This window comes from Mangrovimonas sp. YM274 (genome assembly GCF_030908385.1).
Lineage (GTDB): Bacteria > Bacteroidota > Bacteroidia > Flavobacteriales > Flavobacteriaceae > Mangrovimonas_A.
The window spans coordinates 2,470,327-2,492,136 of the sequence record NZ_CP133091.1 but is presented as its reverse complement, the minus strand read 5'-3'; the positions used below and the strand labels follow the sequence as shown (position 1 = coordinate 2,492,136).

General features: G+C 36.2%; 18 protein-coding genes. 16 read left to right on the top strand and 2 right to left on the bottom strand.

Annotation, left to right across the window (positions count from 1 at the left end):
* Window position 1: 1 nt before the first annotated feature.
* Window positions 2–910, bottom strand: a complete 909-nt coding sequence (locus RBH95_RS10705; RefSeq protein WP_307899590.1) for a bifunctional UDP-sugar hydrolase/5'-nucleotidase — start codon at window positions 908–910, stop codon at window positions 2–4.
* A gap of 38 nt (window positions 911–948) precedes the next feature.
* Window positions 949–1,704 carry a 5'-nucleotidase C-terminal domain-containing protein gene (locus RBH95_RS10700; RefSeq protein WP_307899589.1) on the bottom strand — a complete coding sequence of 252 codons (756 nt, stop codon included), beginning with the start codon at window positions 1,702–1,704 and terminating at the stop codon, window positions 949–951.
* A 70-nt stretch (window positions 1,705–1,774) separates the two neighbouring features.
* On the opposite strand from RBH95_RS10700, the gene RBH95_RS10695 reads away from it, so the two are divergent.
* The 16 genes from RBH95_RS10695 (at window position 1,775) to RBH95_RS10620 (ending at window position 21,790) form a co-directional block, all read left to right on the top strand.
* Window positions 1,775–2,296, top strand: coding sequence for a hypothetical protein (locus RBH95_RS10695; protein WP_307899588.1), 522 nt, complete (start codon window positions 1,775–1,777; stop codon window positions 2,294–2,296).
* Window positions 2,296–3,174, top strand: coding sequence for a 4-hydroxy-tetrahydrodipicolinate synthase (dapA, locus tag RBH95_RS10690; protein ID WP_307899587.1), 879 nt, complete (start codon window positions 2,296–2,298; stop codon window positions 3,172–3,174). The genes RBH95_RS10695 and dapA overlap by 1 nt, the downstream gene beginning before the upstream one ends.
* Before the next feature lie 124 nt (window positions 3,175–3,298).
* Window positions 3,299–4,114, top strand: a complete 816-nt coding sequence (locus tag RBH95_RS10685) for an outer membrane protein assembly factor BamD (protein WP_307899586.1) — start codon at window positions 3,299–3,301, stop codon at window positions 4,112–4,114.
* Between the two features lie 12 nt (window positions 4,115–4,126).
* Window positions 4,127–4,456: a DNA-directed RNA polymerase subunit omega gene (locus RBH95_RS10680; protein WP_307899585.1), complete on the top strand. Its 330-nt coding sequence runs from the start codon at window positions 4,127–4,129 to the stop codon at window positions 4,454–4,456.
* Between the two features lie 8 nt (window positions 4,457–4,464).
* Window positions 4,465–5,673 (top strand): bifunctional phosphopantothenoylcysteine decarboxylase/phosphopantothenate--cysteine ligase CoaBC, encoded by a 1,209-nt coding sequence (gene coaBC, locus RBH95_RS10675; RefSeq protein ID WP_307899584.1) that lies wholly within the window; start codon window positions 4,465–4,467, stop codon window positions 5,671–5,673.
* Window positions 5,666–6,556, top strand: coding sequence for a DUF4835 family protein (locus tag RBH95_RS10670; protein WP_307899583.1), 891 nt, complete (start codon window positions 5,666–5,668; stop codon window positions 6,554–6,556). Before coaBC ends, RBH95_RS10670 begins: the two co-directional genes overlap by 8 nt.
* Window positions 6,557–6,610: 54 nt before the next feature.
* Window positions 6,611–8,263, top strand: coding sequence for a DNA repair protein RecN (gene recN / locus RBH95_RS10665; protein ID WP_307899582.1), 1,653 nt, complete (start codon window positions 6,611–6,613; stop codon window positions 8,261–8,263).
* 71 nt (window positions 8,264–8,334) lie between these two features.
* On the top strand, window positions 8,335–9,153 hold the full coding sequence (locus RBH95_RS10660) for an enoyl-ACP reductase (RefSeq protein WP_307899581.1): 819 nt from the start codon (window positions 8,335–8,337) through the stop codon (window positions 9,151–9,153).
* Between the two features lie 283 nt (window positions 9,154–9,436).
* A complete protein-coding gene (locus tag RBH95_RS10655; RefSeq protein ID WP_307899580.1) occupies window positions 9,437–12,598 on the top strand; it encodes a GEVED domain-containing protein in 3,162 nt (1,053 codons plus the stop codon).
* A 243-nt stretch (window positions 12,599–12,841) separates the two neighbouring features.
* Window positions 12,842–15,571, top strand: coding sequence for a fibronectin type III domain-containing protein (locus RBH95_RS10650; RefSeq protein ID WP_307899579.1), 2,730 nt, complete (start codon window positions 12,842–12,844; stop codon window positions 15,569–15,571).
* A 209-nt stretch (window positions 15,572–15,780) separates the two neighbouring features.
* Complete coding sequence (locus RBH95_RS10645) at window positions 15,781–16,596, top strand: T9SS-dependent choice-of-anchor J family protein (protein ID WP_307899578.1); 816 nt, start codon at window positions 15,781–15,783, stop codon at window positions 16,594–16,596.
* A gap of 221 nt (window positions 16,597–16,817) precedes the next feature.
* Window positions 16,818–17,831: a glycosyltransferase family 2 protein gene (locus RBH95_RS10640; RefSeq protein WP_307899577.1), complete on the top strand. Its 1,014-nt coding sequence runs from the start codon at window positions 16,818–16,820 to the stop codon at window positions 17,829–17,831.
* A 64-nt stretch (window positions 17,832–17,895) separates the two neighbouring features.
* Complete coding sequence (locus RBH95_RS10635; RefSeq protein WP_307899576.1) at window positions 17,896–18,789, top strand: CdaR family protein; 894 nt, start codon at window positions 17,896–17,898, stop codon at window positions 18,787–18,789.
* A gap of 46 nt (window positions 18,790–18,835) precedes the next feature.
* Window positions 18,836–19,423: a dephospho-CoA kinase gene (gene coaE, locus RBH95_RS10630; RefSeq protein WP_307899575.1), complete on the top strand. Its 588-nt coding sequence runs from the start codon at window positions 18,836–18,838 to the stop codon at window positions 19,421–19,423.
* A gap of 75 nt (window positions 19,424–19,498) precedes the next feature.
* Complete coding sequence (locus tag RBH95_RS10625) at window positions 19,499–21,076, top strand: sensor histidine kinase KdpD (protein ID WP_307899573.1); 1,578 nt, start codon at window positions 19,499–19,501, stop codon at window positions 21,074–21,076.
* 3 nt (window positions 21,077–21,079) lie between these two features.
* Entirely contained in the window at window positions 21,080–21,790 is a 711-nt protein-coding gene (locus RBH95_RS10620) for a response regulator transcription factor (protein WP_307899572.1), read from the top strand.
* The last annotated feature ends 20 nt before the right edge of the window (window positions 21,791–21,810 follow it).

Sequence of the window (21,810 nt, the reverse complement as noted above, 5' to 3'; positions counted from 1 at the left end):
GTTATACAATAATGGAAGTGCCGTCGGCCGATTTGTTGTTAAAAGTGTCAAAATAGAAGTCTATTCTTCCTAAATTGATACCGTAGCAACCAACTTGATTGATCAGCATATTTTTTCCTTCAACGTTTTTGGTGACGGTTGGTTTTTTTAAGAAGGTGTGTGTATGGCCTCCAATGATTAAATCGATGTCTTTTGTGGCTTTAGCTAATTCAAGGTCACTTATTTTTGGACTTTTTCCGTAATGGTATCCTAAATGCGAAAGACAAATGATGAGATCACAATGTTCATTTTGCTTAAGAATTTTGGTCATTTCTTGAGAGGTCTCAATAGGGTCTAAGTACACAGTCTCTTTGTATAGATCCTTATCTACAAGACCATCTAGTTCTATTCCCAATCCAAAAATGCCAATTTTAATACCGTCTTTAACAAACACCTTGTAGGGTTTTGTATGAGTATCCATTATGGTGTTTTTAAAGTCGTAATTGGCCGATAAAAAATCAAACTTGGCATGTGGTAATTGAGCAAACAATCCGTCGATGCCATTATCAAAATCATGGTTGCCTAGGGTTGCAGCATCATATTGCAGCATACTCATTAATTTGAATTCCAATTCGCCTCCATAATAGTTGAAATAAGGGGTTCCTTGAAATATGTCTCCTGCATCTAAGAGTAAGGTATGTGGATTTTCTTTTTTAATGGACTCTATTAGGCTAGCTCTTCTAGCGACACCACCTTTATTGGGGTTCATTCCGTCGTCTGGGCCAAAAGGATCAATATGGCTGTGAACATCATTGGTGTGCAGAATGGTAATTTTTTTGTTAGCTTCACTAAACGATTGAAATCCCAAGCTTCCCAGGCCAACCAATGTTGTTGTAGCTGCTGTTTGTTGTAAAAAATCTCTTCTTTTCATAGTCTTGAGGTTTATAAGTAAACACTTAATGGGGCAAGTTATTCTACTTGGATATACCGATCATCAATGGTAGACCTAATGGTGTCTTTTTTTATGAAATAATCTAAAAGGGCATTTCTAACTTTATAGTCTAAGGTGTACACCGAATCATTAGGTTTGAAAAAATCCATGTGGTCCCCACCATTATATAGATAATTGTTGGTTAGCACATAATAGGTTTTATTGAAATCAATGGGTTGGTCTTTAATAGTGGCGGAGAGGATGTTGAAATCTTTATCTACAGATACTTTTAATTTGGAAATGGGATGAGCTTTGCTACTCAGGGTTAAATAATTCAAAAGTTTTTTTATTTGCGCCCCATTTAACTCGGCCACAACAATGGTGTTTTCAAAAGGCATGAGTTCGTAGGCGGTTCTAATGGTTATGTTTCCCTTGGACAGGATGGAACGGATGCTGCCATGATTCAACATCACAAAATCAATATCTTTTCCTGTTCGTTTTTTAAAAATAGGGTTTGACTGTTCGTATATGGCGTCCGCCATAAAATTGCCAATAGCCGTGTTAAAATTAGTGTCGTCTTTGGTATAGGTGTCTTCAGAATAGCAGAGCACGCTGTCCAGGCTTTTGTTGAGGTGTTCCCTGTATGGGGCTATAAAGCTGTCAATTTCTGAATTGGAGGATAAACTGTCGGTTATAGCAATCTGTTTCCCTTCTATTTTGTACAGGTGTTGACTTTGGTGGCAAGAGAAGAAAGTAAGCAGAATTGAAGCAAAAAAAAGATGTTTTGGATTCATTTAGATTCTTGAGAAAAGTTAACAAAACATGTAGTGACTTTTACTACATTTGCAAAAATTATAAAGATAAATGATTTTAAAGGCATTTAAAGAAAAATCATACCAAAATTACATCAATAAATTGTTAAATTCTAGGAATATAGAGGTTGGCAATAAAAAGATTGATTCGGTTGGAGTGATTTTGAATTTAAATGAATTTTCTGATTTCGAGAACTTTCAAAGATTTTTGGAAGATTTGGGAGTGAAGCGAAACAGAATTGCAATCATTGTTTTTGTTGCCGACGAAAAGTTGGCTCCAGAGACCCTGTGGGGCGTTAACGTAACACCTAAGGATTTTGGATGGAAGGGAGCCATAAAGAATAGCGACCTTAAAGCATTTGTTGATAAGGATTTTGATGCGTTGATAAGCTATTATAAGGAAGACCGTATGGAGCTTAATATTATCACGGCACAATCTAAGTCAAGATTTAAAGTGGGACTTTCAGGGATCGACGACAGGTTATACGATCTAATCCTCGATGTTCACCCAAAAGAGTTTTCCCTTTTCAAAAGAGAATTACATAAATATCTAACAGTACTAAATAAATTATAATGACAAAATTTTTTGGGACAGGAGTGGCTTTGATTACGCCATTTAATGAAGATTTGTCCGTAGATCACGAAGCGTTGAAAAACATTGTAAATTACAATGTGGAGAATGGGACCGATTATTTGGTAATAAGCGGTACAACTGGAGAAAGCGTGACTATCACCAAGGAAGAGAAAAAAGCCATCGTAGCTACAATTGTAGAGGCTAACAACGGAAGAGTACCTTTAGTTTTAGGAATTGGAGGAAACAATACGGCTAATGTTATTGAAGAAATTAAGTCTACCGATTTATCACAAATAGACGCTATTCTATCAGTGTCTCCATACTATAGTAAGCCAACCCAAGAAGGAATTTACCAACACTTTAAGGCAATTTCTGAAGCTTGTCCGGTAGACATTATTTTGTACAACGTTCCGGGAAGAACAGCGTCCAATATGTTGCCAGAAACTACCTTGCGTTTGGCTAAGGATTTCAAAAATATTGTAGCTGTTAAAGAAGCTGGTAACAATATGGGGCAATATTTTAGATTGTTAAAAGACAAGCCTGAAGATTTCTTGATTATTTCTGGTGATGACGACTTGGCTCTAGGAGTTGTTTTGGCTGGTGGAGCAGGCGTGATTTCGGTGATTGGACAAGGATTGCCAAAGCAGTTTTCTAAAATGATTAAATTAGGTTTGGAAGGCAAGGCTAAAGAGGCTTACGATATTCACTTTAAGCTTATGGATATTGTTGGGTTCATTTTTGAAGAAAACAACCCGGCAGGTATCAAGGCGGTCTATGAGGCTTTAAATCTGGCTGCTGATACTGTACGTTTGCCGTTAGTACCTGCAACAGAAGGTTTAAAACAAAAAATTAAGAGTTTTATCGGGAATTTGGACTAATTTGTCCAAACGTTAAAGTTAACTTAAAGACATAGTGAAAGAGTTTGCAACTGTTATTTTCGTATATAACTTTTGTTTTTATAATACGTTATAAATAATTACTTTTGCATTCTGTTTACATTTTATGAAGAACATTTTTTATACATTTTTACTGGTACTTTCGCTAACTTCTTGTAGTGAATTTCAAAAAGCATTGAAATCCGAAGATGTTGCTGAAAAGTTTCGTGTAGGAACCGAGCTTTATGAGCAAGGAAAGTATGGTAAAGCCAACCGTTTATTTGCACAGATTATTCCTCAATATCGAGGGAAGCCACAGGCTGAAAAGCTAACCTATATGTATGCTAAAACATACTACGAAATGGGGGATTACCATTTGTCTGGTTACCAATTTGAACGGTTTGAAACATCATACCCTAGGAGCGAAAAGGCAGAGGAGGCTTCTTTCCTGTCTGGAAAGAGCTACTATATGTTGTCGCCAGTTTACAGTAAAGAACAAAAGGAAACCGTTGTGGCTCTGGATAAGCTACAACTCTTTTTAAGTAAATACCCAGATTCAGAATACTTACCAGAAGTTAATACTATGGTAAAAGAGTTGGATTATAAGCTAGAAAGGAAAGCCTTTGAAATAGCAAAGCAGTATAACCAAATTGCATACTACGATGCTTCCGATTATGAGGCGGCCATAAAGTCGTTTGATAACTTTTTATTGGAGTATCCTGGTAGTACTTTTAGGGAAGAAGCGATGTTTTATCGATTGGATTCTGCTCATCGTTTAGCAGTAAACAGTGTAGAGTATAAAAAAGAAGCCCGACTTATTACGGCGCAAGGATACTATAATTCTTTTATCAAGTATTATGCAGATTCTAAATTTGCAGAGGATGCCAATAGAATGAATGAAGAATTGCAGTTGGAATTAAATAAATTTGAAACAAAAAGTTAATTTATAAATACGATGGATTTAAAGAAAACCAATGCTCCTGTCAGTACAGTTACCTATGACAGAAATGAAATAGATGCTCCAACAGGAAACATCTATGAAGCAATTTCTGTAATTGCTAAAAGAGCAGAGCAAATTAACACTGATATTCGTAGAGAGTTAGTAGATAAACTAGAGGAGTTTGCTACTTACAATGACAGTTTGGAGGAAATCTTTGAAAACAAAGAGCAGATAGAGGTTTCTAAGTTTTACGAAAAATTGCCAAAGCCACATGCTTTAGCAGTTCAAGAGTGGAATGATGATAAAATCTACTACAGAAACACTGAGGAAGAAACTCAGGAATAAATAAAATAATGTCGATATTAAGTGGCAAAAAGGTACTTTTAGGCATTACTGCTGGTATTGCCGCTTACAAAACGGCTAACCTAGTAAGGTTATTTATAAAAGCAGGCGCAGACGTAAAGGTCGTCATGACGCCTGCTTCTAAAGACTTCATTACACCTTTAACTCTTTCAACTTTATCAAAAAATCCCGTATATTCATCATTTACCCATGATGAGGAGGATGCTGTTTGGAATAATCACGTAGAATTAGGGCTTTGGGCAGATTTCATGCTTATTGCTCCAGCTACGGCCAATACCATGGCCAAAATGGCCAACGGGGTTTGCGACAATTTACTCATGGCAACCTATCTGTCTGCCAAGTGTCCTGTTTATTTTGCGCCGGCAATGGATTTGGACATGTACAAACATCCCACTACAAGACGCTCTTTCGACTTGTTGAATAGTTTTGGAAACATTATGATTCCTGCTACTAGCGGAGAACTTGCAAGTGGTTTGGTAGGAGAGGGGCGCATGGCAGAGCCAGAAGATATTGTAGATTTAATTGAAAGGGATATTTTGGAAGGTTTGCCTTTGAAGGGGAAAAAGATGCTTATTACCGCAGGACCTACCTATGAGGCTATTGATCCTGTTAGATTCATTGGTAACCATTCCAGTGGAAAAATGGGGTTTGAAATTGCTAAAGCGGCGGCCAATTTAGGGGCTGAGGTGATTTTAATTACAGGGCCAACGCACGAAACAGTCAACAACCAATTTATAAAACTTATCAAAATTTTCAGTGCGGCTGAGATGTACACTGAAGTTCACAACTATTTCAAAGCGGTGGACATTGCAATTTTGTCTGCTGCAGTGGCCGATTATCGTCCCAAATATGTGGCCGATAAAAAAATAAAAAAGAAGGCCGATACGTTTAGTATAGAGTTGGAACGTACTCAAGATATTTTGGCATCTTTAGGGAAAATCAAAAAGAATCAATTCTTGGTAGGTTTTGCTTTGGAAACTCACAACGAGTTGGAACATGCCAAAGGCAAGTTGGAATCCAAGAATTTAGATGTCATAGTACTAAATTCCCTGAATGATGAAGGTGCAGGTTTTGGGGTTTCCACAAATAAAGTTACTTTTATTACCAATACAAACGAAGTCTTGAGTCAAGACTTGAAATCGAAGGCCGAAGTGGCAGGCGATTTAATGAACCTAATAATTAAACAACTCAATGCATAGAGTCTTTTTTGTAATTTCTTTTGTTGCCTTTTTTGTATCTGGTTATGCCCAGGAACTTAACTGTAATTTAGTGGTTAATGCGCAAAAAACTGGGAATGAAAACGTTCAGGTGTTTAGAACTTTGGAGCGACAATTAACAGAGTTTGTCAACAATACTACTTGGACCAACAAGGACTTTAAACCTCAGGAACGCATTAACTGTAGCATGATCATCACCATAGCAGATTATGATACCGATGTGTTTCAGGCTTCCATACAAGTACAATCTTCAAGACCTGTATTCAATTCAACCTATAGTACGCCGGTTTACAATTTTAACGATAGAAACTTTACGTTTCAGTATTTGGAATTCCAAAATTTAGTATTCAATCCAAATCAATACGAATCCAACTTAGTTTCGGTATTAACTTATCATATCTACATGATTTTGGGGATGGATGCCGATACATTTGAACTTAATGGAGGTGATGAGTATTTTAAACAGGCACAAACCATTTTAAACTATTCACAACAGGAAAACTTTAAGGGATGGAAACTTGAAGATGGTACGCAATCCCGTTTTGTGTTGATCGATAACTTAATGTCTCCAACTTTTGAACAGTTCAGGGAAGTGATGTATAACTACCACAGAAATGGTTTGGATGTGATGCATGAAAATCCTAAAAAAGGAAAGCAGGAGATTGCTACTGCCATTGGGACTTTGGAAAAGCTACATAACAAAAGACCCAATTCTTTCTTGATGCGTGTGTTTTTCGATGCAAAGTCTGATGAGATTGAAGAAATCTTTAGTGATGGACCAAATGTGAATATCACCAACGTGGTATCTTCTCTTAATAGAATTGCACCAACCTACGCCTCAAAATGGCGTAACATAAGTTATTGATCCTTTGTGATCATATCCGATTTCAGTTGATAGTTTAATTTTAAACATTTCCGTTTGCTTACAAATCTTTCAATAAAAAACTATGCCCTGATTGATGAACTGAATGTGACATTCAATAACGGCTTATCTATAATTACCGGTGAAACTGGTGCAGGAAAGTCCATCCTTTTAGGAGGGCTTTCGTTGATTTTGGGAAAAAGAGCCGATTTGGGCAGCATTAAAGATGAATCCAAAAAATGTGTAATCGAGGCTACTTTCGATATCACCAATTATAATTTGAAAGCCCTTTTTAAATCGGAGGATTTAGATTACGAACCTCAAACTATAATTAGAAGGGAAATTTTGCCTTCTGGGAAATCTAGGGCATTTATCAATGATACCCCAGTAACTCTTGGGAACCTTCAGACTTTAGGGGTGTATCTATTGGATATCCATTCACAGCACCAAACGCTTCAGTTAACGGATGATTCATTTCAATTTCAGGTCATAGATGCTTTGGCCAAAAATCAAGAGGTGATTCTTGAGTATGGCAAGAAGCTGAAAGCTTATAAAGGTGTGCAACGTGAGTTGAATGATTTAAACCAACAAAAAAATGAGGCAGCCAAAGAGTTGGACTACAATTTATTTTTGTTGGAAGAATTGGAAAAGGCCAATTTGATTGATGGTGAAATGGAGGCTTTGGAAGAAGAATACGAAACACTTAACAATATTGAGGAAATCAGTGAGCGTTTAGGAAGTTCGCATGGTTTGTTGATTGATGAAACTGTTGGGGTAATTCCAAGTTTGACAGAAATTAAAAACCAATTGTCTAAGTTGTCTTCTTATTCCAAAAGTTATGAATCGTTGTTTGAAAGAGTCAATAGCACGGTAATTGAATTGGATGATGTTTTTGTTGAAATAGAGCGTTTACAAGATCAGTTGGAGGCAGATCCAGAAAGATTGGGCGTGGTGAATACCAAGTTGCAGTTGATTCATAACTTGATGCAAAAGCACGTTGCTGAAAATGTAGGGGAGTTGATTGCCATAAGGGATGAATTGAAGGAAAAAGTGAATATCACCCAAAATTTGGATGAGGTGATTTCTAAAAAGGAGCAAGAACAGAAAGCTATCGAAAAGGATTTAAATGAACTTGCTCTTAAGATTCACAAAAGCAGAAATACAGCAATTCCAGAACTTCAGAAACAATTGGAAAAGCTATTGTCTGTTTTAGGAATGCCAAATGCAAGATTCCAAATAGGACTTGAATTGTCTAAACAGTTTTATAATAACGGTAAGGATGATTTGGAGTTTTTGTTCTCTGCAAACAAAGGAGGGCAATTTAACGAACTTAAAAAAGCGGCGTCTGGAGGAGAGCTTTCACGAATTATGTTGGCGATTAAGTCTATTTTGAGTAAATACCAACAATTACCAACCATTATGTTTGATGAGATAGATACAGGGGTTTCTGGAGAAATATCGGATAAAATGGGAGTGCTTATGCAAGAAATGAGTAAGACCATGCAGGTGTTTACCATTACACATTTACCTCAAGTAGCGGCAAAAGGGGATGCACATTATAAGGTGTTTAAAACCGATATTGATGAGGTTACCCAAACACAATTAAAACGATTGACCCATGAGGAGCGTATTGTGGAGATCGCACAAATGTTAGGAGGCATAGATGTATCCAATTCAGCATTGGAGCATGCAAAACAATTATTGAATTAGAGGAAATTCTCATTTTAATAGTATCTTTGCCCACAAAACCAAAAACAACAATTGACTAAATAATAAATACCATGTCATATAATTTATTAAAAGGAAAACGAGGGATTATTTTTGGAGCATTGGATGAGAATTCAATTGCTTGGAAAACCGCAGAGCGTGTTCACGAAGAAGGAGGGACCTTTGTGTTGACCAATGCACCTATTGCAATGCGCATGGGACAAATTAAAGAGTTGGCTGATAAAACAGGATCTGAAATTATCCCTGCTGATGCTACTAATTTGGAGGATCTTGAGAATCTTGTAGCCAAGTCAATGGAGATCTTAGGAGGCAAAATTGATTTCGTGTTACACTCAATTGGTATGTCGGTAAACGTACGTAAAGGCAACCACTATACAAATCAAAACTACGATTTTACTCATAAAGGATGGGATGTATCTGCAGTATCTTTTCATAAAGTGATGCAAGTTCTTTATAAAAATGATGCTATGAGTGAGTGGGGAAGTATTGTAGCTCTTTCGTATATGGCGGCACAGCGTGTGTTCCCAGATTATAATGATATGGCCGATAACAAAGCCTATTTGGAAAGTATTGCGAGAAGCTTTGGATATTTCTTTGGAAAAGACAAAAAGGTTAGAGTAAACACTATTTCACAATCTCCAACACCTACTACGGCAGGACAAGGAGTAAAAGGATTTGACGGGTTTATCGCCTATGCCGATAAAATGTCGCCATTAGGAAATGCCACTGCTTTAGATTGTGCTAATTATACTGTGGCTATGTTTAGTGATTTAACACGTCGTGTTACCTTGCAAAACTTATACAACGATGGAGGTTTTAGTAATATGGGAGTAAGTGCCGAAGTCATGGAAGCTTTCGTGAAGGAACAATAAGAAAAATATATATTGAGTAAAAGGGCGCTATTAAGCGTCCTTTTTTTTGTTTGCAAAATTTAAGTTAATTAGTTGATTGTAGTTTTTTGTAGTTTTTTGTTGTGTATGTGTTGTTTTTTCTTGTTAAAAATTTTATAAAATGTAAGAAAAATGCTAATATTCTGAGTTTTATCGTTAGATATTGGTAATGTGTCGATTAAGTATTATTGCTGCTAGTTTAGGATAAAATATATTGATACTTTTAGCTGTATTACAATTCTAAAAACTAAAAACTAAACAATTTATGAGAAAAACTACGATGCTATCAATTTTTTTATTTGGTATATTCTGCAAGGCAGGAATGGCACAAATAGAAATTAATGAAAATTTTGACTCTGGGACACCGGACGGTTGGGTAGACACCTATACCAACTCATCGACCCAGGCTTGTGAAGGAAACTCAGAAAGAGACAATCTTTACAGTTGGTCATCAACTGGGAATATCACTACACCCAATTATCCTGGCATATCAAATGAAACAGATTTAAGCTTTTCATTTGATTATAAAATAGTCAATTATAACTGGTCTAACCCGGTAGATCCAACTCCTGCAGGTTGGGGATCCGCTGAGTTTCAATATTCCTTGGATGATGGTGATACTTGGACCACGGCCTTAACAATCAATGATGATAATCATGTGGTTAGCAATGTTTGTGCTACGATGAGTGGTGTAATTCCTGGGGCTTCATTGCCAGATGGATCAGGTATAAAATTACGAATCAGTAATACTTGGGTTGCTGGAGATTATTATTTTTATGTGGATAATTTTAGTGCTAACCAAGAAGTAACTTCTCCTCCTAACTGTAATGCAATGCTTACATCTCCAACGGATGGAGAAACTGATGCCAACATACTTAACGGTTTAACTTGGAGTGCAGCAACAGGAGGTGTTGAAGGGTATTGGCTTACCGTTGGAACAACTTCAGGAGGGAATGATGTTTTGGATGCTGTTGATGTAGGGAATGAATTAACTTATGATGTAGCTTTGTCTGCAGGGACTACTTATTATGTTTCTATTGTACCTTATAATTCATTTGGTAATGCCGCAGATTGTGCAGAGGAAAGTTTTACAACAACGATTTTGCCAGAATGTCCTTCTGATACAACAGAAATGAATGATTGTGGGAATTATGATTTTGATATTACATGGTCTGAAATTGCTAATGCCGATGGTTACTATGTAACCGTGGGAACCACTTCAGGTGGAACAGATATTGCTGATTCAGTTGATAATGCAGGGAGTACTTCATATGGCATTTCTGAGCCAATGGTCAATACAACATATTATGTAACGATTGTAGCCTATAACTCTGTTGGTGAATCGGAAGGATGCACTGAAACAATGCTTACGACAAGTGAAACGCTTTGTTATTGTGAACCTGTATTCTCTAGTGGTTGTGCAAGTGGGGACCAAATTAATGATTTTGAAATACCTGCAGTAGAGTTTAGTCATTTAGATACTGGATGTTCGGATGGAGCTTATGGTGATTTTTCAGATATGACCATTTCCCTTTTTAATAATTCTTCCTATGATTATAATGTAAGCCATGGCTTTTCAAGTCAAAAAGTGAGAATTTGGATTGATTTTAATCAAGACTATGAGTTTGATGATTCTGAAGGATCCATTGAATTAGTGGCAATTGATGCAAGTACTGGTTCTGGAGCAAATGCGGTTACCAATGGTACCATTACTATTCCAGAGTCTGTAATGCCTGGTACTTATAGAATGCGAGTTGGAAATCGATATTCATCACAACCAATACCTTGTAACACTTCTGGTTATGGCGAAGCTCATGATTATACGGTAGAGATACTAGAACTTACATGTGTTCCTGCAGAAGTCGCGGCCGCAGCAGTTCCAGATTGTGATAGTGACCAATTTTATGTGGATGTGGTAGTAACGTCCTTTGGAGATTTAATTGATTTGACTGATGGAACTCAAACACAAACGGTTTCTGAAGGACAGCCTTTGTATAATTTCGGTCCATATCCAAGTGGAACAGAAGTTACTATTTCTGCTGTTCATGAAGTTGAAGACTGCGATTTTGTTGTTGGTGATTATAGTTATGCGTGTCCAGTTCCTGGTCAAATATGTGAAACAGCTATTGAAATTTCTTCTTTGCCTTACACCACAAGTGATGATACCGCTAATTATATGGATGATTATGAGAATGGGGATAGTAGTTGTAGCTCGTATTATATGAACGGGGATGATGTAGTATATACATTTACACCTAGTGAGGATGGTATATATATTGCAAGTTTAACAAACATAGGGTCATCATATTCCGGGATACATATTTTGGACGGATGTCCGGGGACTTCTCCTAACTGTATTGGATTTGAAGGGAGTTCTTCTACAGCCGATAGAATTGTTGAAGTGGAGCTTACAGCTGGAACGACCTATTATATTGTTATTTCAACTTGGGCGACTCCCCAAAGTACTACTTATGATTTTTCCTTAACACAATTGGCATGTATGCCAGCTGAAGCTACGGTTTCTGTAGAGGAAGATTGTCAGTATAACCAATTTTTCATTGTCATAGATGTAACTGATATGGGAGATGGTTCTCCGGCAATTACGGATGGTGTTTTGACATGGGGAGTTTCTGATCTTGGAGAAATGCAAATTGGTCCCTTTGCAAATGGGGACAGTAAAACTTTGACGCTTCTTCATGGAGATGATAGTGATTGTAATGTTGAATTGGGAACTTTTGTTTTCAATTGTCCTCCAGACAATGATGAGTGTGATGGGGCTATTACTATGGTTCAAGAAACAGATGTTCTAGATGCAGATAGTGCCACACCAGTAGCTGGAACTATATTGGGAGCTACAGATTCTGGTGTTGAGGCTCCAACATGTGATGGTTGGACTGGAACCCCAAATGATGATGTATGGTATTCTTTTGAAGCATTGACTACAGATATGAACATTACTTTAGATGATGCGTTTGATGGGGTTGTTGAGTTACTTGAGGGAACATGTGGTTCGTTAGTACATATAGCATGTAAGGATACCGGAAGTGATCCAGAAATTCAAGCAACAGGGCTAATAGTTGGAGAAACTTACTATGTAAGGGTATTTGCTTATAGCTCTTCAGTTCCTTCCAACCCAACATTTGAATTGAAAATATGGTCAACAGAAAGTTTGAGTGTTAATGATTTTGAAGAAACATCAAATAGCTTCACTTATTTCCCTAATCCAGTAAATGATAAATTATCGATTCGCTCACAAAGTAGTATTGAAAGTATTGTGGTTATCAATATGCTGGGGCAAGAAGTGATGAATTTCATGCCAAATGCGTCCTCAACGGATATAGACATGACGCAATTGCAAACAGGTGCTTATTTTGTAAAAGTGAGTATTGGTGATAGTTCTGAAATTGTAAGAATTATAAAGGAGTAATTTAAAAAATAAATACTTTCAAAAAAAAAGAGCCATTTGGGCTCTTTTTTTGTGGTTTAATACTATTAAGGGAAGTTTTAAAATTGTTAATTATATAACATTTAGTTTTATTGTGTAATTTATTTAACACTTTATCCAAGTATTCGGTGTTTAAGCGATTAAGTGTTTTAGTGGTTGTAGGTAAATTTTTAAAGCAATAATTTGCGAATAAATAACATAACAACCACTTAAAAAACAACTTTTATGAAGAAAACTACACTACTGTTTTTAACGGTCTTTTTAACTTTTTTCTCTTTATGCAATGCTCAAAGTGTCATTAACATAACGACATCAGGAGGTTCTTATACCTCAGAGAAATGGGTAAACATTACTACCGAAATAAATGGTGCAGGCACTCAGGTTTGGGGCCAAGGAGATGGAACTTATTCCAACGGAGCAGGATTGATAAATGAAGATATTGAGCTTTCCCCTGGAGTATACTATGTAAACTGCTATGATAAGTTTGCAGATAGTTGGGACGGTACTTTAATATCAATTACAGCGTATGGAGAAGTACTTAATGATAATGGTGGAAATAGTCCAGATGATGGTTCCAATAACGATGTGAGTTCTGACTGGGAACCAGATACTCCCGAACTTGAATTGGAAGTTTCTTTAATGATTACGGTGCCAGATGCTCCGAGCTGTTTATTACCTTTAGGCTTAACAGCTTCAAATATTACTACATCTAGTGCAGTACTGTCTTGGGAGGAATCTGGAACAGCTTCTTTATATAATGTAGAAGTGGTTTTGGAAGGAGAAACAGCAACTGGAACACCAACTGATATAGGTGTTGCCAACGGATTTACCAAAAGCGATTTAACACCGTTTACCGAATATGATTTTTATGTGCAGGCCGATTGTGAGTCTGATGGTACTAGTGGTTGGGTAGGCCCTTATACATTTTCCACGCTTCCTGTAGCTCCTGAAAATGATGATTGTTCTGGTGCGATTGCTTTGACGGTAAATGAAGATTTAGAATGTACCGTAATAACAAGTGGGACTACATTAGGAGCTACTGAATCTGTCCAGGAGGGAGAGGTAACAGGAACTCCTAATACCGATGTTTGGTTTTCATTTGTAGCAACTTATCCAGCTCATGAAATTGAAATTAGTAATGTAGAGAATCAGGGAGGAGGGACTAGTACCAGTACAGATATGGGAATGGCCGTGTATGATGCTACAGCAGGATGCGAGGCTCTAGTATTTGTTGATGATAGCGATCCTAATACTTTAATTTTGGAAGGCCTCGACGTAGGAACTACTTATTACGTGAGAGTTTATGGATGGTATGGCACTGTTCAATATAATAACTTTGATATTTGTGTGGGAACCTTGCCTTGTTTGGAAGGAGAGGCTTCTGGGGCAATTGTGGCAGATTGTGATAATGGAGAGTTTTCTATTGAAGTTGAAGTGACTGATCAAGGTGATATTTTGCATTTGTCGGATGGAACCACAACGATTGATGTAACTGGTTCTGGTACATATATTTTTGGTCCTTATATAAGTGGTTCTGAAGTTGATATTGATGCCATTCATACCGATGAATATTGTGATTTTGAAGTGGATAGTTTCATTTATGACTGTCCTCCGTCAAATGATGATTGCACCGCTCCGATTTCTTTGATAGCTAATATGGATTTGGAATGTACAGAGGTTACAAGTGCAACCACATTAGGCGCAACGGCATCCTCTCAAGAAGATGATGTTACAGGGACTCCCAATACAGATGTGTGGTTTTCATTTGAAGCCATTTCCAGTATACATCAAATTGTAATTAGCAATGTTGTTAATCTTGGAGGAGGAACAAGTACAAGTACAGATATGGGGATGGCCGTTTATGATGCAACCAATGGATGTGAAGCATTGACAATCATTGACGACAGTGATCCAAATACTTTAATGTTAGAAGGATTGGAAGTTGGTACACTTTATTATGTGAGAGTTTATGGATGGTCTTCAAGTGTACAGTATAATACTTTCGATATTTGTTTGGGAAGCGTTATGTGTATGGCTGCTGAAACGACGGCGGCAGTTGTTCCCGATTGCGATAATGATCAGTTCTATATTGACGTATTGGTGACCGAATTTGGAGATTTGACTTCGTTGTCAGATGGGAATCAGGAGCAAACGATATCTGAGTCTCAACCATTGTATAACTTTGGTCCTTATTCAAATGGTACCGAAGTTACTATTTCAGCTGTTCACTCCAATACGGACTGTGACTTTGAAGTAGATAGCTTTAATTATTCATGTCCTCCAGAAAATGATGCTTGTTCTTCCGCAACATTAGTATCTGAGTTACCATATAATTTTAGCCAAGATGCTATTGGAGCTACCAATAATGATGGCTTTATTGGAAGTTGTTCGTATGGCATGAATGATGGCGTTTGGTATACTTTTATGGTTGATGAGAGTGGTACTATTGAAGTTGATATTTCGGAAGTAACTGGTTGGGATTTAGAATTGGCTGTTTACTCTGGAACTTGTGGAGATTTCACATGTGTTACTAGTAGTGATTCAGGATATTCTGGAGATGGAGAGTCTGTTTCTTTTACGGGAGATGCAGGCGTTCAGTATTATGTGAATATTGGGTATTACGGTGGTTCAAGTGATGGCTCAGAAGGTCCTTTTACTATAGATGTAAGCAGTCCTGATACGGCAACCCTTAGCCCAACTTTATCTATTGTTGATCATTTTGAAGAAAGTAGTTTTTCATATTATCCAAACCCAGTAGAAAATGTTTTGAACATTAAGTCAGTTTCGACAATCCAAAACGTGTCAGTTTTTAATATGGTTGGTCAAGAAGTATTGAGGGTGAATCCTGCAAAAATAGAAAGTACTATTGATATGTCTCAATTGAGTATTGGGGCGTACTTTGTACAAGTTACAATTGATAATATAGTTGAGACTATAAAGGTTGTTAAACATTAAGAGTAATTAATCAATTGGATAAAAGCGGCTTGTTTAAGCCGCTTTTTTGCTTTTTATAAGTCTGATTATTAGGGTGATATAAAACGTGTGGTTTTTTATAGGTGCTTTTGTCGATATAATTAGAATTTAAACGATAAAATTATTTAACATATTGAGGTTGAGGTTTTTATAGGTAATTTTACTATGCTTAATCAATTAAATTTAATGTTATGAAAAAAACTACTTTTTTATGGGGTGCAATCTTTTCCCTGTTATTTAACTTTCATGCTAAAGCCCAAGTTTTTGAAGGCTTTTTTGAAGGGTTTGAAGATGGATTTCCTCCGGAGGGATGGGCCATATTTGGTTCTGCACTAGGTGTTGAAGACTGGGTTGTCAACCAAAGTAATCCCTATGAAGGAAGCAATTCAGCTCACATAATGTATGAAGCTGCAGTAGCCGATACAGAAGACTGGATGGTTACCAGTCAAATAGACTTGACCAATGCAACAAATGCGGAGCTGAGATTTTATACACGTCAAGAATTTGATGATGATTATGGAACTGTATATCAAATTCGAATTTCTACCGGTTCTCAAACAGCTCCAGCAGATTTTGATACTCTTATAACTTGGGATGAGAATGAATTGAACGATGATGCTCAGGTTTATGAAGAAAAGATTGTCGATTTAAGTGAGTATGATGGAGAAGTAATTTATATTGCATTCGTGAGAATTCAAAATGATGGAGATTCATGGTACATAGACAATGTATCTGTAGGACAGTTTACTTTAGGTCTAGAGGATGTGGAGACTCCTGTGGTAGAATTTAGCTATTTTCCTAATCCCGTAGAAGATGTACTAAACATCAAATCTCCTTCCGTTATTAATGATGTGTTAGTTTTTAATTCTTTAGGACAACAGGTTTTAAAGTTGTCTCCCAATGAAATGAATAGCCAAATTGATTTATCCAATTTGCATTCTGGAGCCTATTTTGTTCAAGCATCAATTTTGGATAAAGTGGAAACATTTAGAATTCTTAAAAAGTAATTGCAACCATTTCTTTAGTAAATAAAAAACCTTAGCCTATTGTGGGCTAAGGTTTTTTTATGGTAAAAAGCTTTTGTCTTGTAATATGTGAAGGTATACTGATTTTTATTGTTTTAGTATCGTTATTAGCTTAATATTCTATTTAAATAATGGGTAATTATGGACCGTAAAAGGCAGCCATAGGATAGTTATTCTATTTTCTTTAATTACATTTGTAGTGTATGAATACACTGTCTTTTTCATTCGTTATACCTGTATACAATAGGCCAGATGAGGTTGCCGAGTTGTTGGAAAGTTTTTCCAAGTTAGAATACAACAGTCCATTTGAAATTGTGATTGTTGAAGATGGTTCTTCTATAGATTGTAAAAAGGTCGTAGCGGATTATTCCGATTCTTTAGATATTAATTACTTCTTCAAGGCAAACTCGGGACCAGGAGACTCTCGTAATTATGGAATGAAACAAGCAAAAGGGAATTATTTTATCATTTTGGATTCGGATTGTGTTTTGCCCTCTCATTATTTAAACGAAGTTTCTGCCTATTTGGAAGAACGTTATGTGGATTGCTTCGGCGGGCCTGATACAGCGCATATGTCCTTTACACCTCTTCAAAAGGCAATCAATTTTGCTATGACTTCTTTTATTTCAACCGGAGGAATTAGAGGAGGGAAGAAACAAGTAGGGAAGTTTCAACCTAGAAGCTTCAATATGGGGATTTCCAAGAAGGCTTTTCAAGCATCTGGTGGTTTTGGAGTGATACATCCCGGGGAAGATCCAGACCTGTCCATTAGGTTGACCAATTTAGGCTTTGAAACCGAATTGATAGAGGAGGCTTATGTGTTCCATAAAAGAAGGATTTCATGGTCTAAATTTTACACACAGGTGCATAAGTTTGGGTTGGTAAGGCCAATTTTAAATTTATGGCATCCAAAGACTGCAAAATTGACCTATTGGTTTCCTACACTGTTTATGTTGGGCCTTGTTGGAGCAATTATTTTATGGCTTTTTGGACATAGCTTTGGAATTTTGGCTTATCTAGCGTATTTTTTCATAGCATTTCTCTTGGCTCTTTTTGAAACAAAGAGTCTGGAAGTGGCACTGAAATCTGTATACGCCATAGCGGTTCAGTTTTTTGGATACGGTTACGGATTTTTTAAATCCACAATAGCGTTGAGGCTACAGGGAAAAACTCCCGAAGTGGCGTTTCCTCATTTATTTTTTAAACATGCTGAATAAATTAAGATCAAAACTATTAGAATCGATAAGAAATAAAAAGCTAAATGTCTTTGGTTTTTTTCTTATGCTTTCATTTCTTTTTTTGATTATCAGTAAACTGTCAGGAAAATATACAGAAACTGTTGCCTTAAATGTTTCTTTTGAAAATGTGCCAGAGAATAAGGTGTTACTCCAAAAGGAGAAACAGAAAATTAATGTGGTCTTGTCTGCTAATGGATTCAATTTAGTGCCTTTGATTTTTTTTAAGCAGCCTGTTAAAATTGATTATGACTCGGATTTGTATTATAATAATGAGCATTATTCTTGGGTGGCAAACAAATCAGCACACAAAATAAAATCCTTGGTAGGATCGAGAGTGGAAATGCTTTCCATCACTCCTGATACCTTAAATTTTCGTTTTGAAACCTTAGAAACCAAAAAGGTCCCTATTAAGTTACAAGCTAATATCTCCTATTTGATAGGATATGATGTTTTGGATAAGGTAGAAATAAAACCGGATTCTGTTACGGTTATAGGTGCCGAGAATATAGTTAGTACTATTGAAGAAATATCTACAGAGCCATTGTCATTAAAGGATGTTAATGCTAGTTTTTCTCAGTCTATTGCTTTAAAGCTTCCAAAAGTCGATGGAAATATAAAGCTTTCATCTCAAAAAGTAACTGTTACTTCAGAAGTGGTGAAGTTTACAGAGGGAGCAGTTGAGGTACCGGTGACTTTGGTCAATACACCTAAAAATTTAACTATTAATTACTTTCCAAAGGTGGTAACTGTATTGTATTACGTTCCGTTAAATAGATTTAATGAAATCAAACCATCAGATTTTAAAGTAGTTTGTAACTATGAGGAAATAGCTCAAACAGATAAAAAGGCAATGACTCCAAAATTAACTTCAGTACCTGAAGCTGCAAAAAGTACAAGAATCAAGCAAAATAAAGTTGAGTTTATCGTTGTAAAATGATAAATTTATCCTTTGAATATCAATAAGTTAGATAATAAGTTGTTTTATGAAGGTTATAGGAGTTACCGGAGGTATAGGAAGTGGTAAAAGTACAGTGGCCAATATGTTTAGAAGTTTGGGGGTTCCTGTGTACACAGCAGACTTGGAAGCAAAACGGATTATGGCGACATCTCCAGAACTTCAACGAAAATTAAAGGTGCTTTTTGGAGAGCAGGCCTATGTTAACGGAGAACTCAATAAACCTTTCATTGCTGATGCTATTTTTAACAACAAGGCTTTGCTGGAAGCTATGAATGCTATTGTGCATCCAGAAGTTGCCAAACATTTCAAAGACTGGCTCGCTCAACAAGCTTCACCTTATGTCATAAAAGAAGCAGCTATTATTTTTGAACACCATATGGAAAAGGAATATGATGCCATAATTTTGGTGATTGCCGGTATTAATCAAAGGATAGAACGCCTCTTAAAGCGAGATCAAACATCCCGGGAAAAAATACAGGCCATTATGGATAACCAACTAAGTGATGATGAGAAACTTAAATTAGCGGACTACATAATTGTTAATGATAAGTTGGAAGCTACTCATAATCAGGTGTTAAAACTTCATGAGACCCTTCGTTCTGTAGGAAATTAACCCTTATTTTAACATTTTTGTTAATGTAAGGTTAAAGGGGATATCTAATAAATGTTAAAATGTTAAATTTGAACGATGGGCAGAAAGCTATTCGTCTTATTGGTGATCTTAATGAGTGTATCACTCATTGGTATAATTTTAGTGCAGGCTTATTTTATTAAGAATTCCCTGCAAAATGAAGAAAACCGTTTTGAACTTAACGTTAAACATGCTTTAAGCTGGGTGTCAAAATCTTTGGAAGACAAAGAGTTTGATAGATATGCTCGAAAGGTTTATGAGCTTGAGAAACGCGGGGTTAATCGTGACACAAGTGCCATTAGGGAAATTTTGATAAAAACTCAAGATGACCAAAGGGATGAAACAATTATTTACCGTAACACCATTTTAGAGGAAAGCTTCAAAGTACCATCAGTGTTCTTTGATATAGGAGTGGATAGTATCAGCATTAGTCGTTTGTTTAATGAGCGGGAAACAAAAATCTATAGTAATACTGCTTTAAATAATGAGGGGGATCTTAACATAAACCCCGAGCGTACATATCGTGAATATTTAGAGCTTCCGGAAGTTGAAAAAAAATTGTTTGAAACAACCTATCGGGACTATTATAAGAATTTTCCAATTTATAAGAGGGTTTCTCCAGAGGAAGTTTCAGATTTGTTGCAATATCAATTAAAGGAAGATGGTATTGATATTGATTTTGAATTTGCCATTTATGATAAAGATTTAGCGACTAAAGTACAGTCGGAAAACTTTGAGCTGAATAATTCTTCAACTTATGGAGTTTCTGTTTTTTTGGATAACAATAAGCAAAGTGATTATCGTTTATATGTGGATTTTCCAGAACGAAGAAAATTTTTGTTCTCTACCATTATAAAGGCAATTGTGCTTTCGGTTGTATTTACTTTAATCATTATTATAGCCTATTCAAATGCCATTTATCAATTGATAAAGCAGCGTAAAATATCGCAGATTAAGACAGATTTTATCAATAATATGACGCATGAGTTTAAAACGCCAATAGCCACCATCAATCTTGCTTTGGACGCCATTAAAAACCCGAAGATTATTGAAGACCAGGATAAGGTGAAGCGTTATCTGAAAATGATCAAGGATGAAAATAAACGCATGCATGCTCAAGTTGAAAATGTATTGAGAATATCGAAACTTGAGAAAAATGAATTGAACATAAGTAAGGACAGAGTAAAGCTGCACGACTTAATAGAAGATGCTATTACCCACGTTGAGTTAATTGTTGAAGACCGAAAGGGATATGTAAAAACACATTTAAATGCTTCCAAATCTTCAATTTTGGCCAACGAAAGTCATTTTACAAATGTTATTGTTAACATTTTGGATAATGCCATAAAATATTCGGATGACGAACCAAAAATAGATGTGTATACAGAGAATATTGGGAACAATATTTTATTAAAGATAGCAGATCAAGGTAATGGAATGTCCAAACAGGTTCAACGAAAAATATTTGAGAAATTCTATAGAGAACACTCTGGTAATGTACATAACGTTAAAGGTCATGGTTTAGGTTTGGCCTACGTAAAAAGAATAGTAGAAGACCATCACGGTCATATATCAGTAGAAAGTGAAAAAGGAAAAGGTAGTGTATTTACTATTAAGCTGCCATTAATATCATAAATTATGGAAGAACAAAATAAAAAAATTCTCCTTGTCGAGGACGACCCCAATTTTGGAACGGTATTAAAGGATTATTTGACAATGAACGATTACGATGTTGTTCATGCCAAAAACGGGATGGAAGGTTTTGAAAAATTCAAAAAAGATGATTTTGATTTGTGTATCCTAGATGTCATGATGCCTTACAAAGATGGGTTTACGTTGGCTAAAGAAATTAGAGAAAAAAATAGTGAAGTACCTATCATTTTCCTTACCGCCAAGGCTATGAAGGAAGATGTGCTAAAAGGATATAAAGTAGGGGCAGATGACTATTTAAACAAACCTTTTGATAGTGAGGTCCTGCTCATGAAAATAAAAGCTATCATGCAGCGCAAGGCTACTGAAACAGTTACAGATAGCAAACAGTTTGAGTTTAAAATAGGTAGATTCGATTTAAACTCCAAATTAAGGTTTTTACGATTTGACGGGGGAGAACCTATCAAATTGTCTCCTAAAGAAAATGAATTGTTGCGTATGTTGGCACTTCATGAAAACGATTTGATGCCTAGAGAATTGGCTCTGACAAAAATTTGGAGAGATGATAACTATTTTACGTCTCGTAGTATGGATGTTTACATTGCGAAGCTTCGTAAATATTTAAAACCAGATGAAAACGTTGAGATTTTAAATATACATGGAGAAGGATTTAGATTGGTAGTTAACCAAAGCGCTTAATGCTCTCCTCTTACAATAAT